Annotated in this window: 13 protein-coding genes; 9 read left to right on the top strand and 4 right to left on the bottom strand. The window is 46.3% G+C overall.

Annotation, left to right across the window (positions count from 1 at the left end):
- The first annotated feature begins 106 nt into the window (after positions 1-106).
- The 3 genes from MY523_RS20175 (at position 107) to MY523_RS20165 (ending at position 3523) form a co-directional block, all read left to right on the top strand.
- Positions 107-619: a Panacea domain-containing protein gene (locus MY523_RS20175; protein WP_250656477.1), complete on the top strand. Its 513-nt coding sequence runs from the start codon at positions 107-109 to the stop codon at positions 617-619.
- Between the two features lie 41 nt (positions 620-660).
- Positions 661-1125: a hypothetical protein gene (locus MY523_RS20170; protein ID WP_250656476.1), complete on the top strand. Its 465-nt coding sequence runs from the start codon at positions 661-663 to the stop codon at positions 1123-1125.
- A gap of 664 nt (positions 1126-1789) precedes the next feature.
- Entirely contained in the window at positions 1790-3523 is a 1734-nt protein-coding gene (locus MY523_RS20165; protein WP_250656475.1) for an arylsulfatase, read from the top strand.
- Positions 3524-3710: 187 nt separating this feature from the next.
- Here the strand turns inward: MY523_RS20165 and MY523_RS20160 are convergent, their stop codons facing one another.
- Positions 3711-4427 (bottom strand): ZIP family metal transporter, encoded by a 717-nt coding sequence (locus tag MY523_RS20160; RefSeq protein ID WP_250656474.1) that lies wholly within the window; start codon positions 4425-4427, stop codon positions 3711-3713.
- Positions 4428-4684: 257 nt separating this feature from the next.
- Here MY523_RS20160 and MY523_RS20155 point away from each other — a divergent pair, with 257 nt between their 5' ends.
- The 6 genes from MY523_RS20155 to MY523_RS20130 all read left to right on the top strand — a co-directional run bounded on the left by MY523_RS20155 (position 4685) and on the right by MY523_RS20130 (position 12641).
- Positions 4685-5815, top strand: coding sequence for a hypothetical protein (locus MY523_RS20155; protein WP_250656473.1), 1131 nt, complete (start codon positions 4685-4687; stop codon positions 5813-5815).
- A 154-nt stretch (positions 5816-5969) separates the two neighbouring features.
- Positions 5970-6989 carry a helix-turn-helix domain-containing protein gene (locus tag MY523_RS20150; RefSeq protein ID WP_250656472.1) on the top strand — a complete coding sequence of 340 codons (1020 nt, stop codon included), beginning with the start codon at positions 5970-5972 and terminating at the stop codon, positions 6987-6989.
- Positions 6990-7295: 306 nt separating this feature from the next.
- On the top strand, positions 7296-7787 hold the full coding sequence (locus tag MY523_RS20145) for a hypothetical protein (RefSeq protein WP_250656471.1): 492 nt from the start codon (positions 7296-7298) through the stop codon (positions 7785-7787).
- A gap of 130 nt (positions 7788-7917) precedes the next feature.
- Positions 7918-8664: a hypothetical protein gene (locus MY523_RS20140; RefSeq protein ID WP_250656470.1), complete on the top strand. Its 747-nt coding sequence runs from the start codon at positions 7918-7920 to the stop codon at positions 8662-8664.
- A gap of 458 nt (positions 8665-9122) precedes the next feature.
- Entirely contained in the window at positions 9123-10850 is a 1728-nt protein-coding gene (locus tag MY523_RS20135) for an AsmA family protein (protein WP_250656469.1), read from the top strand.
- 165 nt (positions 10851-11015) lie between these two features.
- The gene (locus tag MY523_RS20130; protein WP_250656468.1) at positions 11016-12641 is read left to right on the top strand and encodes a methyl-accepting chemotaxis protein; all 1626 of its coding nucleotides are present in this window, start codon (positions 11016-11018) and stop codon (positions 12639-12641) included.
- Here the strand turns inward: MY523_RS20130 and MY523_RS20125 are convergent.
- The 3 genes from MY523_RS20125 to MY523_RS20115 form a co-directional block, all read right to left on the bottom strand.
- Entirely contained in the window at positions 12631-14028 is a 1398-nt protein-coding gene (locus tag MY523_RS20125; protein WP_250656467.1) for a hypothetical protein, read from the bottom strand. The genes MY523_RS20130 and MY523_RS20125 overlap by 11 nt on opposite strands.
- A gap of 2 nt (positions 14029-14030) precedes the next feature.
- On the bottom strand, positions 14031-14633 hold the full coding sequence (locus MY523_RS20120) for a hypothetical protein (protein WP_250656466.1): 603 nt from the start codon (positions 14631-14633) through the stop codon (positions 14031-14033).
- A gap of 123 nt (positions 14634-14756) precedes the next feature.
- Positions 14757-16181 (bottom strand): FAD-dependent oxidoreductase, encoded by a 1425-nt coding sequence (locus MY523_RS20115; RefSeq protein ID WP_250656465.1) that lies wholly within the window; start codon positions 16179-16181, stop codon positions 14757-14759.
- Positions 16182-16268: the final 87 nt, after the last annotated feature.

The raw sequence follows: 16268 nt of genomic DNA, 5'->3' as shown, positions 1-16268 counted from the left end.
AACTCCTATAGTTTGCATAAAGCTAAATGATATTATCGAACCATTCGGGCTCGCTACTGTCTTATTTAGCATAGTAAAATGCACGGAAATTTAAGGTAGGCCTAAGATGGGCAACTTAGACACAAGAGACAAGTACGTCAAAATTCTTGAGGCATTTGCTTATATAGCTACGCACGCCCCAAAGAAAAACGAATACAACGTGCTCAAGGTATTTTATTTGGCTGACAAGCTTCACATGGAGCGCTATGGGCGTTTTATTTTCGAAGATAGCTATTCTGCTATGCCCAAAGGGCCCGTTCCATCGATTGCATATGATTTAATCAAACAGATCCGTACTGCCGGGAAAATTCCTCACTCCCTTACTACCCCAATTCAAATTCAAGAACATCACAAGGTTCTGCCCTTGAGGGATGCAGATGAAGATGTGTTTAGCGGCTCTGATCTTGAGTGCATTGATGAAATACTTGAGCTTAGCGCAAATAGTGATTTGGGAGACTTGAGTCACGATGACGCATGGAAGCAGACAAGTAAAAACTCGATAATTCCAGTTGAGCTAATTATTAGCACCCTTCAAAATAGTGACGAGCTTTTAGAGCTTCATAGAAATAGGCACCCCTAGCCGTAATCAACATCGAGGGATCGTTACGGAAAGGGAGAGCCATGCCGGAAAATACACATTCATTTGCTGAACTACTCGCAAAAAATCTAAGAGTAGGAGCCGTAATTCATAAGCACTGCGCATTCACTACCCCACCCAAGGATAAATTTCTTGTCGTTGTATCAATACAACCGCGTCTACTAGTGCTATTGATAAACTCGCACGTTAATGACTTCTACGTTAGAAAAAAGCTTGATCGATTCCATGTTCCCGTTCTGGCAGAGGATCATACTTTTCTAAACCACGATTCGTTCGCTAATTGTATAGACTCACAAGCAGCTTTCGATTACACATCAGTTAGAGATGATGTCATTCAAAACTACAATAAGGTATTTAAAGGCTGGCTCACAGATAGCTGTTTAGAGCAGGTATATAACGCTGTAAAAGATAACAACCTAATTGTTCGAGGTCATCAGAAAGAAATCATTGCGTCTATAAAACAGCAATTACCGCATTTAAAGGCCTAGCCTAAGGCCCCATTGAAACAATGCCTGTCGCCAAAACGATACCTCAATTACATTCAAATTATGTATTTGAAAAAATTAAAGAGATCGATGATAAAACTAGATAACTCAGATTTGTCACCAGCCAATTGATGATCGGTTGGTGGCACTGCCCCCCACACTCAATGGTGACTAACCATAAAACCAACGATACCCAAACTAAAACCCAGCACCGCGCCCATGGCTGGAGCCCAGTATCTGAACAAGGCGATGTCGCGGCGATTAAATACCAAAGTCGGGACGGTTTTCCCATCGGAGACAAATAACTCTATGCAGAGGGACTATTTAGTTGCACCCTGCATCGAGTGCGGGATGTAACCGGGCTGGAATTCACGCCAATCAAAGTTCATTTTCGTCATGGTACAACCCCGCACCATGATAAATATAACGAATACTTTGGCTGTCCGATTATTCATATTATTTCGAATGCTGACGTGGAATTTAGTAAACAGCTCCGGCGGTATAGTTTGTATATCAACAGCACTGCTCATTGCCAACCACGTCAAAACAACCTGCCAGATTTTTCAGGGTTAATATTTAGGTGCTAGTATAGTAATGGCGATTTAATGATTAATTTAGGAAGTGCCATCGTTATATTACTCACACCAATAATAAAGGAATTAACTGCATGAAAAAATTATTAAAAAAATCGTTAGCAGTGCTGTCAGTTGCAATAATCTCTATGTCGTGCTCAGCAGCAGAGAACCGCCCAAATGTTATTATACTGCTTGCTGATGATATGGGTTTTGGCGACATTGGTGCTTTTGGTAGTGAAATCGACACGCCACACATTGATCAACTGGCACGAGAGGGAATCCATTTTACTAATTTCCATGTGGGGGCTGCATGTTCTCCTACTCGGACCATGTTAATGACAGGGGTAGACAATCATCTTGCCGGAATGGGCAACATGTTAGAAATACAAGCAGATAATCAGTTTGGCAAACCAGATTACGAAGGCCACCTTAATGATAAGGTTGTTACAGTAGCATCATTATTACGTGATGAAGGTTATCACACCTACATGGCTGGAAAGTGGCATCTTGGGCATACAAAAGAAACCCTCCCACATTCTCAGGGATTTGAAAAAACATTTGCACTTATGGAAAGTGGAGCCGACAACTGGGTCGAACAACCATACGCACCTATGTATAAAGCGGTTCATTATTTTGAAAACGGGAAACCGGTAAAGCTTCCAACCGAGGGATATTTTTCTTCTGATTTTTACACTCAACGCATTATCGGCAATATTGAGGCAAACAGAATAGATGGCAAACCTTTTTTTGCTTATGTTGCCTATCAAGCTGTCCATTATCCCCATCAAGCACCTAAACAGTTTATTGATAAATATAATGGGGTGTACGATGAAGGATACGAAGCCTTACGTAAATCACGCCTTGAACGGCAAAAAGAACTTGGGATTATTTCTAAGGATGTAAAGCTTGACGAAGGGCTAGCGAAAACAACCTTCGAGGATTACAAGATTTCCCCATGGGACTCACTAAATGATGAAGAAAAAAAGTTTAATGCTCGACGCATGCAGACTTATGCAGGAATGTTGGACAACATGGACTCAAACATCGGAAAGCTTCTTTCTTACTTAGAAAGCATTGGTGAAGCTGAAAACACCCTGATTCTGTTTTTGTCTGATAATGGCGCTGACCCAAATCAATTCCCCATTACGCCTGAATACCGAGACTGGTACAAAAAAATGTATCAATACTCCATCATGGAAGACTATAAAGGAGATTACTCTTCGATGGGGCAGAAAGGTTCTTTTGCTGACTATGGCCCCGGCTGGGCTGCCGCATCCGTTGCGCCAACCAGCTACTTCAAAACGTTCTCCACAGAAGGCGGCCTCAGGGTTCCGTTCATTGCGAAATATCCGGGCAAAATCGCAGCGGGAGAATCTAATAACAAATTCGCGTTTGTTAAAGACATTGTACCTACCGTTCTGGAAATAGCTGGCGTTGACAACCCTGGTACTGCTTACAAAGGGAAGAAAATCCATGCGCCCGATGGCAAAAGCATGTGGAGTGTACTTACAAGTATAAAACCACAGGTTCATGAAGACGATGAAAGTATTGGTTATGAACTTGCAGGAAGCAGTGCAGTTTTTCGTGGGAAATATAAACTGGTTCAAAATCTCCCCCCAAAAGGAACCGGGCAATGGGAGCTCTATGATATTGAATCCGACCCATCCGAACTTCATGATCTAACTAACCAGAAACCAAAACTTGCTGCTGAATTGCTCGCGGCCTACCAGGATTATGAAAAAGAAAACAACGTAGTGCCTGTGCCTGAGGGCTACAACCCATTTGAGCAGGCCATAAAAAACAGCAAACGAAAAGACGTTCACTAGCACTCTAGCGGGTCAAGAAAAATGACTATCCTATGAAATATAAGGATAGTCATAACTATTGATGTTATGACCGTACTTTCTGCCCTGTCGATCAATTCTAGAATATTCTTTATGACGTAATATCCCAGGCTCTCGATCCTTTAAATAGAAGGTAGTGTGGACTTCCCAGGTATCTCTAGACATCAACCTAATGATGAGTCAGCATAAAACCAACGATACCCAAACTAAAACCCAGCACCGCCCCCATGGCTGGTGCCCAGTGTCGTTCTAGTTTGGCTTGGGGCGCTATATCCTGAAATACGCTGTAAAGAATCCCGCCTGCGGCAAAAAGCATAATACCGTTAACCACAAAGGGAAATTCAACCAACCATAAGTAGCCCATTGCGGCGGCCAATGGTCCGAGAAAGGCCATCATGGTAAATAGTGATATAACTTTTAAACCACTATAACTTGAGCTTTGTTTTAACTCGCGATAGGCGTTAAAACCTTCTGGCAGGTTTTGTAGTGCGATCAGCGCGACCAGCAGCACCGCGCCATTCCCACCAGAGGCAAAAGCGGAACCCAGTGCAATGGACTCTGGCACAAAGTCAGCTAACATCGCGGTTAACTGGCTGGCTGATGTTTGACTCTTGGCCAGTACAATATCGATGAGCATAAAGCCAATCCCACCTGCGATAAAACACGCGCTTGCAGCTAAGGTGCTCAGCCCAGCTGCGCCTTCGGGCACCAGCACCAGCGCTACAGCGGAGAGCAACGCGCCGCCACCAAAAGCAATGATGCTGTGTCTTAGTTCTTCTTCTAACCACAGCGGCCTTATTCGCTCTATACCGGCAATGGCAGCCCCAAAAGGCATCGCCAAACCGGCAAGTAATGTGAGTAGCAATATGTTGAATAATTCATTCATAGGGAAACATTAACCATTTTAGTTTAGGGGGTCAAAAGCGAATGGTACTTTATTGTTTTGTGAGTATGCGAGCCTAAGGTTAAGAACAATTATTAACCTCCTTTGTTCGGCGCGTGCCTTGTCCCCATATGAGACCCCTCGCACATTTGTACCCTTTTGACGTATTTGAGTATATATCTGTCGTCCCTGCTAATAGTTGACTAAATTACTATGGAATAAAGTGCCCTCATTGAACGCAATAACAGCGAGGGAGTGAGATGATGAAACGGTTTCATAGTGCGGCAACAAGTATTTTATTAACAGGGTTCGCGATACCTGCCGAGGCCGAGTTAAAAGCGCTGGATGATATGACCATGTCCAATGTGGTAGGGCAAGCATATCTGCAAGTAGACCGCTACCAACGACCCACCGACGAATCGGTCAATTATATTCGGGCACAGTTAGGGGTCGATATTGAAACGCAAATCAATGCAGACGTGATGGAGTTAGGTAAGTACCCGCGCTGGGATGAAAAACGAAATGACTGGGAGGTTCAGGCAGCGGACATCCTGATAGAGAACTTTTCTATGGGGCATATCTATGACGAAGCTTACTATTCATTGAACCCTTTGATGCCCAAACCGGTGAAGCCGGACGGTTCTGCCTATAAGAACGGAGAACTTGTTCCTTTCCGGATGCTTGACCCCTATATTGAATTTGCACTAGAAGAGATTGACGGTAAACCAACCCCCATCGGCTTGCGCATCGGTTACGGTAAGGCAGAAGGGATGATGTCTGGCAATATCCTGAGTCTTACCGGCGCTGTACATAGCACGATTCGAACAAACCTAGACTATGTTGCAAACCAGCTGGGAACATGCGAGCTGGCCGAGGATTTATGCACGCAGTTAGCGTTGTCACCTTTATTGGGATCAGTTGAAGTCGTCAACGGTGCTGATTTAGTCTATGGCGAAGACACATCCCCCTCATCACTCGTGGGTGAAATTGATGAAGCCCGGGCAATGTATACAGGTATCAAAAACGGTGAGAGCATGCGCGCCGACACGGGCCTGGCAGCGGTTGAACTACCCGCTCAGAATTGCATGGTCGCAGCGGCCGATGTCTGCTTTCCGCTGACCCAGTTTCAGTCGCTGTGGGTTGGCGCTAGAGACGAGAATGGTAACCTGGCAGGGCCTGCTGACGGTATGTTTCTATCGTTTCAGACTCGGCCGCTAGAGTGGAATCAAAATTATAGAGCCGGCAATACCGAAGAGTCCTACATGCAGACCGTCAAAGGTGCTTTCTTAAACGTGCCTGCCGGGGTGCTTGAGATGGACACACTCAGCGCTACACAGGGAACCCCAAGAGCAAGAACCGAATACATCGATCGCGGAAATGGTTTGTTTTGATTTATGTACAGGTGCACGGTTTTTTACATTAGAACGGCTATAATAGTTGACCAATTTAATCAACTATTAGGCAGCCAGTCGGTGTAATCAAACCGCAAAGCGATAAGAAAACAATAATAACAGGCTGCCATCTGATGTGCTCAGAGGTATAAGAATGGCGCCAAAATTTCCATGGCAGGTAGTAAAACTTATTATTGAGTCGGCAATGTCAGTCGGGCTATCTTTTAAAGACTTACCGAAGAACATCCAGCTATTTGAACAGTTAGTGAAAAAGCAAGGGGTAACACCAGATGACATCGAGCGATTGATGGAGGCGATGGAGAAAGGTACAGGCAGAACCGACTTAGCCATTATTTTTGCCAGAACATTTATCCCGGAATCCATCGATGATTACTTAACACTCGCCTATACCGCCGAAAATTTGAACAATGCGGTAGAACTACTCTCAATTAATAAATGGATATTGCATCCCTCGGTAGACCTCGCAGTATCTGAACAAGGCGATGTTGCGGCGATTAAATACCAAAGTCGGGACGGCTTTCCCATCGGGGACAAATATTTCTATGCGGAGGGACTGTTTAGTTGCATCCTGCATCGAGTGCGGGATGTAACCGGGCTGGAATTCACGCCAATCAAAATTCATTTTCGTCATGGTATAACCCCGCACCATGATAAATATAACGAATACTTTGGCTGTCCGGTTATTCATGACTGCGATACCGATGCCATTTTTATATCGACTGACGTGTTATATGCCCCCTTCAAGACTCACGACCGCGAAGCCAGCCTGGCACTCCAGCAAAAAGCGGCAGAAAAGACTAAGAACTCATCAAACTTCGTCGCCGAAGTGAGCGTACAGTTAAGTACCCAGTTGGATAACGAAGACTTTGGTATTGAAGATCTTGCTTCACACATGCATATGAGCCCTCGCTCCTTGCAGCGCAAACTGAAAGACTTTGGGCTGACCTTTAGTTTGCTGAAAAATTCGGTGCGCATCCAGCGCGCAAAAGAACATTTTGAGCAAGGATACAACAACCTGGAAGATATCTCTGCGGAGTTAGGATTTGTAAATGCACATAGCTTCCGCCAATTTTTTAAAAAACAAACAGGAATGACCGTTGGAGAATACCGCGCTGCCCCCTTGATGCAGGAATCATTGCGCTTACCCACCTAAGCGCTTCAAGTATCAGTACTTTACGCCCATGCAATTGGGCCCCTCTCTCCATATTTATTCTCTAGCTCACAACGACTCGTTAGAAAAGTGTTTGCTACGACAAATACAATCTTAAATTTTGTTAAAAAGACACCAACAAAATTAATCTCTGGCCTCGTCTCGAATAATTTTTATTACCTATAAAACAGCAATATAGAAACATTGAGACAAGCCACATTGTTCTGGCACATGCTGTGCAAAAGCCTACCTTGCTAGCCCTGACAGGCTACAACAAACACATTAATTATCTTTACTGAGGAACAAGTTATGTCGATCAATCATAAAATGAATGAGTGGATGACCCCGTTATTCGCGATAGCCTTATTGTGCTTTGCACCTGCATTGCTGACGCCAGCCCATGCAGAAGACGGTAAGGTGATTGCAGGCATTGCCTGCCAAAAATCACTGGGTGTCGGGTCTGTGGGTGGTGGCGCGCTTAGAAATGACTCAACAACCGGGTCTTTAACGGCGGAGTGCCCTATCGTAAGAGACAGCATTTATGGCGGCATCAATGATGCCTATGTCAGGCTGTACAATGCCAGCTCGTCTACGTCTGCCTGCACGCTAAATGCCAGAAGTATTTATGGCACATACGGCTATTCACAATATAAATCTGCCTCAGGTAGCGGCTACAAAACGCTATCTTACACACCAATATCGGATGTTAATGGTGGCCATTACTATTTCTGGTGTGCAATAGCCCCCTCGACCAATGGTGCAAAATCCAGACTGATTTCATACCGCATGGATGAAAACTAGTCTCACAGGGAGCGAGACCTTTACGGGCATCAACAGTGTTGGCGCCAAGGTTAGCTCCCCCTCTTTTTCTGGTGCTGTCGCGCCCTACACAAAATAACATCACTTACCGATGCCAATTCAGGAGGACCATATGAACATTAAACCCCATCACTGTCTCACTGCGACGCTGGTCGCGAGTGGCATGCTAATCAGTTGGATATTAATAAGTCAGACAGATAACAGCCAACCGTTCGTTAGCGCAAACACGTACAAAAATGATATGGCAGCCATTAACCAAAAGCTGGAAGAACTCGTCCATGCGATCAAACATACTGAAACTCAACCTCGAAACGCTGCACCAGCAGTCTCTAAAGAGAGCCAAAAACTGCGCTCAGAACCCCAAACTGAACATCATGAGAGCAACACCTTGCCGGTTGTAGATGAGCCTGTAACAGTCAGAACGGAACAGGGCGTTGCAGATGTTGTCTACCAATTAACAGACGACCAAATCACAGAAGCAGCTGATTCCAAGCAGAATGAGTTAGAGCAGATGCAGAATATTGTCTGGCACCTTGAGCGAGAACTCAGTCGTCAGGAGGATGATACAAGCTGGTACCCACAAGCGGAGGACGCTATTCACTCGGCGCTAGAGAGTGAACTATTTAGTCAAAGTTCGCTCGCGAATCTCAGCTGTCGAGCAACGATGTGCCGCATTGACATTGCACACGCCAATCAAGAGGCTGAAACCGCATTTCTCAGCGAGATAAATGCCGTAGCAGGGTTTGCAGATACTGAAGCGTTTTATACACGAGAGATTGATATGAACGGCGGTGTACTGATGACCTACTATCTCAGCCGAGAAGGGCACCGCTTACCCCGGCTGGCGGCGATGAATTAGGTAACAGGTGACTAAAGGGGCGATTAAAGCCGGTTCACACAGTCATTCAGAGTGGCAATGTAACCATCCACGTTCGCGGCAACAAAAACTTAAACACCTGCACCAACACGACTCTTATCAGGGTTTAACCGGGTCAAGTTTGGTGTGGGTTTGCGGCATGTTTTTACGACCATTTGACTCTCTCTTTACCGTTTGAGGTCTAGCCTCTAAGACGTAAGCGATCTGCTTATTATCTACACACATCGCTATAAACAACTTGTCGAAAAACGTCACAAATTTGCTATATCATGCCATCAAAATCTGTTTTAAATTTAAATTAAAGCACGATAACTAGCTCTATTGCTCTAGCTCGTTTACTATTGTTTGGCGCTTCAATCTACAGCAAAATTATAGCCCCGACCTGTAGAAATTATAGCCCTGATATCAATAAAACACGCAATGCGGAATCCGGTAGTGATATGGACAAGAGTCTCTCTTCACGAGCATCGAATTTACTCCTAATACTCTTTCTGGCTTTCATCGTATTGCTATCCATCGTTAAGCTGTTGTTCCCTGCTGATGACTATCGCCAACAAATCTCACAGCGTTTAACCGCAATAACCGGGCAACCGATGGAGATCATTGACGAACTTGAATGGTATCTCTCACCATGGCCAAGCCTGTTTGCCGAACGAGTTGTTGCAACTCAGTCTGATGTTGCGCTGGAAGGGGTTAGTATTTCGTTTAGCGGGCTGGACTTACTTTTGCTAAAAGCCGCTCCCGCTCACATACAGGCCGAACGAATCACGTCAATCTCCAACCTAACAACGAACATTCTGCTAGACGACCTAACAGTCAGTTTTGACGAGTCGGGAGCACGCCCCAGCGCATTCAACTTTTTTCTTCACCGACCACTAGCGCACAGTAGTCAGGGTGGTAAACAGGCAGTAAATATTAAGGGCAACATTAAACATTTGGCCTCTGGCCGGTATCAAGTCGACGGAGAGATCACCAAAAACGACAATCACTCAACAAGCCCGTCGAACACAGGCCTGTTGAAGAACAGCCACTTCACACTAAACCTCTCCAACAACACTGGCGCAGGCAGGCATCTTTTTGACCTCAGGTTTTCAGCTGACACATTTTCTGCGTCCGCTAATGGTGAGTTAGACATCTCTGGGAACAGGGTATCACTTCTGCTTAAGCAGCTATCAACGCCAAATATGACTTTGTCTGGCCATTCTGTTTGGCAGCGTGAAAACGCATCTATCACCAATCAACTCCATAGCAAGCGGGTGACGATCCCACTGGCGTGCTTCGAGAAACCTTACAACTTAAACCGTTCCAGCTGCTATGACCTCATTGCCTTAATGATGATTCCAGGAGAGAACACACTACAAATAGACAGCTTAACCAGCCACCAACAAACATTGAAAAATATCAACCTTGATTGGCGTTTTGCTGATAGTGAGATCCTCATCAACAAAGCAACTGCAAAGGCAGTAGGAGGTGACATCAACCTTGACGGAAGCTACCAGCTTGCTTCAAACCACTGGCACTTCAACCTGGGTGGACAAAGCATAAATATAGAGCAGCTTTTGCGAGCGTTTAAACAAAACCCTCAGGTATATGGCAAAGGAGATATCAGCCTCAGCGGAGAAGGCGCGTTTGAAAGTCATCAACTCAAATATCACACCATAAACGGTGAAGTGGTGATCAGTGACGGGAAAACCGAATTATTCAATTTGGAAAAAGAGCTCTGCACTCAGGTAAAAGGCGTGGTTGTAACCGACTCGACAACAACAGCTTTTAGACGTTTGACGGTTAAGGTTAGTGAAGAGAATGGGCACCTTAACATCCCCTATTTTAACAGTGAACTTGATGGCGCAGAGATCAATGGTCAGGGGAACCTGTCACAGGAACAAATGCTTAAGCTTGTCATGAATGTAAAAATTAACAAGGAAGAGTGGGCCTTGTGCAGACTGCCTCGGGCGCTTACTGCAGTTGAGTGGCCACTAACCTGCGCGAAACAGCTCGATGGTAAAGGGGACTGCTCAATCAATATAAAACAGATGGGGATTAGCGCCCTATTGCTGGCTGAAGACCCTGAGCGAAAAGACAAAGCTAAGCAAAAACTCCAAGAGCTAAAAGAGAGCGATAAAGTTAAAAAAGTACTCGGTAGGCTGGAAAAGTGGCTCAATGAATAAACTCTCCCCTTCAAGCGTCTAGCCCAGCAACCACGTCCTAAAAAGCACCTCACCCACGCCCTAAAACCATATATCCCCGGCAGTGGGTTATTTCACCCCAAACATGCATTAGCCCATTTTTAAACTATACTTTTTAAAACAATAATCTAGGAAACAGAGGGTACTATGAGTTGGCTTAACAAGAGCATATTTAACAAGCTGCTCGCCATTATTGGCGGGGGTTGTCTTGTAATCGCATTTGCTGCCCTGTTCTACTTTAGCAAGGCTTCTTCTGGCATCTCCGACTATCAGTCTGTTATTAGTGTTGACGACTACAATGCCATTCAGGTCTCAGGCATGCTGTCTGAGTTTAAAGGGCAAGTTCAAGAGTGGAAGAACGTACTTATTCGTGGCTCAGACCCAAGTAACCTCGACAAATATTGGGGCCGCTTTGAAAAGCAGGAAGCCAAAATTCAGTCCATGGGAGAGGCGTTAGCCAAAAGACTTAGCAACCCGGAAGAGATTGACTTGGTCACTCGATTTCTAACCGCACACAAACAAATGGGCCAGGACTATAGAACAGGGCTAGAGGATTTTAAATCAGCTAATTTTGACGTATCAGCAGGTGACAGGGCCGTTAAGGGTATCGATAGGGAGCCCAGCAAGTTGCTGGCAAGTGCCGTTAAGTCGATACAGGAAAGTGCCGTTGCACGCTCTGAGAAAATTGGTGCTGAAGTCGGCTCAGCAACGGTTATTGCAGCGACCTTGCTCTTTGGAACAATTTTGATTTTTGCAGGAATATCCCTTTATACCGTTAATATCGCATTGGTGAAACCTAGCCAGGAGCTGGCTAGAGTTATCGATAATCTTAGTAATGGTTATATCAATAATGACATTTCTATCCGACGTCAGGATGAGCTAGGTACACTCGCAGACGCATCAAGAAAGCTTCAGGATTTTCTATCTGACATCGCAGCTCAGCTTAAAGAAGCCACAGATGGCTCAAACAAAGCGTCCGAGACACTTACTGAAGCGTGCGTAACAGTGTCCGAAAATGCGCATCAAGGGCACTCCAGAACCGATCAGATTGCAGCAGCCATGCAAGAGATGACGGCAACAGCACAAGAAGTTGCAAGCCACGCCAGCACAGCAGCCGGGCTCACGGTTGATGCAGACACCGCATCCAGTGATGGGCTCGATACCATGCATCAGGCGCAAAGCTCTATTAACCGGCTGGCAGAACAGGTTGAAGACAACGTTGAAACCGTAAACAAGTTGGCCGAGCAGACCAACAATGTGGGTGCCGTTCTGGGTGTTATTCGAGGCATTGCGGAGCAAACAAACTTACTCGCACTCAACGCAGCAATTGAAGCTGCACGGGCCGGTGAGCAAGGTCGAGGCTTTGCGGTCGTGGCAGATGAAGTAAGAACGCTTGCCCAGCGGACACAGGAGTCGACAACCGAAATTGAAGCTATTATTGATAGTGTTCAAAGTAGCGCCAAGAATATGGTGACGGTGATGGACAGCAGCCGCTCAGTCACAACAGAGAGCGCAACGCTGTTTAATCAGGCAGCCGAAAAGTTGGAGCAGATATCGAGCAGCATTTCTGAGATTACCTCTCTTAACGAACAGGTTGCAACGGCAGCAGAAGAGCAGACCAGCACCTCTGAGGAGATTACGCAGAACGTTACTGAAGTAGCAGAACTCACGGAACAAACAGTTAAAATAGCTGAAAGCACACGTGATACAGCGGATCACCTATCCAGCCTTGCCAGAAATACAGCAGAACTCAGTAAGCGGTTTAAAACATAACCTCATTCACACCGACATGGGTCAAACGGTATAAGTAAGCGGAGTGTTCCCCCGCGAAGCGCCGGGGAAACGCGATAATAGGTTGCCCGTACCTTTCAATAGGTGTGTAGCTCATGCGCCACGCCCCCCCAGCCCAAAGCCACTCTGCCTGCTGCCGATACCAGGCATCTGCGACACGCCGCTTGCTTTGATATGCCCTTGCGACTTCAACACCTTCGTTAGTCACGAGCACACGCTCATAGCGACCCTTGCCTGTCTGTGCATTTAACCATATTAGCGCTTGTTGAAATGCTGGAGGCGAGTGATTGAGTTTGGTCGTCAGAAGCAACACGCTAGCTATCGCGACGATAGCGATCACAGCTGCTACGCTTCGATATGGCGCGATGAACGGCGCTAAAGCAAGTGTCACTATCAGCACTCCCAAGACAATCACTGGCAGTAGGTGACGGAGATTATCAGGGTTCTGAAAAAAGAGTGTCCACAGCAAAACAACGATAAAGCTAACAACCAGACAACGCGCCGCCGATGGCCTGATCCATAACTGCCCACAGCTGAACAATAATAAGATAGATACCCCTGCCAGCAGCCAATCACTTCCAACATAATCGGACGCTACATCCCACCAGGAATCTCCCGTCGCTTCGGTCAGGCTAGTATTACCCCATACCAGAAAGTGCCCCCGGACAAAGCGAAATGCTTCTTCAAATAAAGCAACACCATCTTTTGAATACATGTATAAGAAACTCAATAGCAAAGGCAGAGCAATGGCCCACACAACCCGATTTAGCTGATGACGATTTTGCCAGACCAAAAACACAACTAACGGTAACAGAAGCAACAGGTAAGAAGGCCTGACGGTTAGCATAAATCCGGCAAATAGTGCTGCCAACACGGCATTGCCTTTTAACAGCAGTAACAGTGCCAACAGCCATATTAGCAGGCCCGGCCCATCTGACAGGCCGCTCAACGCAACCGATATGAGTAATGGCTGGAAGTATAAAACGACGGCGCAGGCCAATGAGATGAAGCGTGCCACCTGGAGCTGAATGAGCACCCAATAGACCACAATGGGAATCATCACCGTCATGCCCAATACCACGACATGCAACGCATGATAATCGCTCGAAAATAACCAGCGCAGGGATTTTACAAAAAGAACAAGGCCCGCATAACCGGGGAAGTGAGGCGAAAACTCGATAACACTAAAATGCCCAACACCCCGGCTTAGGAAAAGGGCATCGTCATTAGCGGGCAATGCAGGAAACTGCATCCAGTAGTAGAAGGTGGTCAGCGAAAGCGCTAATAACAGAACATCGCTCACCCATCGTTCAGCAGGCTGATTGAGGTAAGACCGATGGGCGGCCCGAATGATCGAGGTCGCCCCCACAACTATTTTGTTCTGCTCAGATCAAATGTGCTAAGTGAGTCAAACAACGACCGCTTAGCTTTCTTAAACTGCTCAATATCGGCTGGCACGGCCCCCGCACCAAAAACCCCGGGGTTGCCGATAGACTTGAGGCATCGTTTGATCGACTGCTCAGCGGTTTCCGCTTCATCATCGTCCAGCTCGACAACAATCGTATCCAAGAAACGTTTACTCTTGGCGACGAGTACTTTGGATTTCTGATAGTCGTTAATATTGGCTTCAGCCATATTTAAACGGCGTTTTATTTCTGCCGCAAACACCGAATTCATAGCTGAAATAACCGTGGATCGTTGATTATTTCTAACCCCTTCTCTCAGTGGACCAACAACCTTTATAGACATCGCGTGCTCTAGTTCAGTCAGCTCTTTTTCAAGTCCGTCTACCACACCCTGTGCGGCTTTTTGATCGCCAGCCAGCATTGCACCAATCAACGCTTCACGTCCTTCTATAAAAGGTTCTTTACCCGCCTCAGAATAAGAGTACGCGGCAACCTGGCTTGAGAATATCAGCATTAGCCATATTCCAATGAGCCGGTTTACCGCGGCAACGCTTTGTTTGCTTATCATTCGTTCTTCTCCTAACAATCTTTCAAGGTCACTCAAACGTTTCAAAACCGCCTAACCTGAAATATTCTGTGAGACCTTTGCATGAGTACTGCGCTGATAAACTCAGCGTTAAAACCGACCCCGCTATGCCACACTTTGGGTTTCAATCACTGTTTTTTCATTTCGAAACTCAAATATTTTCGTTCGATAATCTTGCTGGTCGATCAGTGATTTTGCCGCTAACTGGCCCATTTCCATCGCCGTATCGGTAAATATGTAACGGAACGTGCCCTGCCTGCCGCACATAACCAAGTTATTGTATTGGTTTAACAACGCGGCATTTTTATTGCGCTCACGCTGATAACCTTTATTCATCAATGGGTAAGCATACTCGGCATAACTTGAAAAGCACTCGCCGGTGGCTTTTTTCATATCAACCCCCAGGCGGGTCATGTCTTGCCTGGCCCGCTCGAATAAGCGCTGATCATCCATCGACCATAGTTCATCCCCTTTCCAGCACGGAATCTCAAGCATCATCGAGGTTTTACCTTGCGGCGCCATAAACGGCGAGCGCCGCCGCGGCTCTTGCAAACGCGTGGCCAAAATATCGGGGTCAGAGAGATACTGCCATGTATTGGTCGATATATTCTCCATATCCATCGGCATATTCAAAAATCGAAGCGCTCTGAATTTAAGCTGACTCTGCTCGCCTAAAAAGTGCATCATCAGTGGCATCGGCAGGGTCGACACCACATAATCGGTATCTAGTTCCATGGCCTGCCCTTGCTGCTGAAACGACACCGACTTAATGTGCCCGTTCTCGCTGGTTACCCCCGTGACCGGTGCATTCAGCAACACCTTTGCACCATTCGCCTCTAGCCGCGTTTTCAAACGGTCAAATATCGCACCGAACCCATATTTGGGATACCGATAGCTCCTGGCATAGGTTCGGGGGGTATTGGCGTTGCGGGGAAGCAGTCGTCGTGCGACCTCTTTCAGGTCGATCAGACTGATACGCTGCGCAGCCCAATCAGCAGACAAGTCCTTTGGGTCAATTCCCCACAGCTTGCCGGTATAGCCTTCAAAGAAGTGACGATATAAGGTCGAGCCAAACCGAGACTCTATCCAGTCAGCAAAACTTGCACTCTCCCGGTCATCGACCGCTTTGGTAAACGGCAACACAAACAACAGGTCTTTGGCGACACCGGTCAGTAAACTCCACGGCGCATTTTTAAGAATATTTCCCAGCGCTAACGGATAGTCATAAGTTCGGTCACGATAACGAATAACACTACTGCGAATGGAGTGCAGCAGATCATCTTCCATCAGCTCTTCAATAAACGCCAGCAGTTCCGGGTTGTGGGTAATAAAACGGTGGCCACCAAAATCAAAACGATAGGTTCCCCCTTTGCCTTCAAATACATGGGTGGCTGCCAACCCTCCGACACGCTCATCGGCCTCCAAAACAGTGACGGTAAAACCCGCCTTTTGAAGCTCCCACGCGGCCATAAGGCCCGAAGGCCCCGCGCCTAGTACTGCTACCCGATGACCTTTTTTACTTAGTTCCACTAAAATCCCACTTATTTGATAATAGATATGACGGTGGCTCAATAAAACAACCAACCCGCCTAAGAGTTATTTCGTTAGATATTACCT

It is taken from the genome of Alkalimarinus coralli (genome assembly GCF_023650515.1).
GTDB classification, from domain to species: Bacteria; Pseudomonadota; Gammaproteobacteria; order Pseudomonadales; family Oleiphilaceae; genus Alkalimarinus; species Alkalimarinus coralli.
This window is presented reverse-complemented; position numbering and strand designations above follow the sequence as displayed.

What these genes read in the sequence shown, in the direction of transcription:
- MY523_RS20175 (WP_250656477.1), top strand. Translation starts at nt 107, where the DNA reads ATGGGCAACTTAGACACAAGAGACAAGTACGTCAAAATTCTTGAGGCA.
- MY523_RS20170 (WP_250656476.1), top strand. Translation starts at nt 661, where the DNA reads ATGCCGGAAAATACACATTCATTTGCTGAACTACTCGCAAAAAATCTA.
- MY523_RS20165 (WP_250656475.1), top strand. Translation starts at nt 1,790, where the DNA reads ATGAAAAAATTATTAAAAAAATCGTTAGCAGTGCTGTCAGTTGCAATA.
- MY523_RS20160 (WP_250656474.1), bottom strand. Translation starts at nt 4,427, where the DNA reads ATGAATGAATTATTCAACATATTGCTACTCACATTACTTGCCGGTTTG.
- MY523_RS20155 (WP_250656473.1), top strand. Translation starts at nt 4,685, where the DNA reads ATGATGAAACGGTTTCATAGTGCGGCAACAAGTATTTTATTAACAGGG.
- MY523_RS20150 (WP_250656472.1), top strand. Translation starts at nt 5,970, where the DNA reads ATGGCGCCAAAATTTCCATGGCAGGTAGTAAAACTTATTATTGAGTCG.
- MY523_RS20145 (WP_250656471.1), top strand. Translation starts at nt 7,296, where the DNA reads ATGTCGATCAATCATAAAATGAATGAGTGGATGACCCCGTTATTCGCG.
- MY523_RS20140 (WP_250656470.1), top strand. Translation starts at nt 7,918, where the DNA reads ATGAACATTAAACCCCATCACTGTCTCACTGCGACGCTGGTCGCGAGT.
- MY523_RS20135 (WP_250656469.1), top strand. Translation starts at nt 9,123, where the DNA reads ATGGACAAGAGTCTCTCTTCACGAGCATCGAATTTACTCCTAATACTC.
- MY523_RS20130 (WP_250656468.1), top strand. Translation starts at nt 11,016, where the DNA reads ATGAGTTGGCTTAACAAGAGCATATTTAACAAGCTGCTCGCCATTATT.
- MY523_RS20120 (WP_250656466.1), bottom strand. Translation starts at nt 14,633, where the DNA reads ATGATAAGCAAACAAAGCGTTGCCGCGGTAAACCGGCTCATTGGAATA.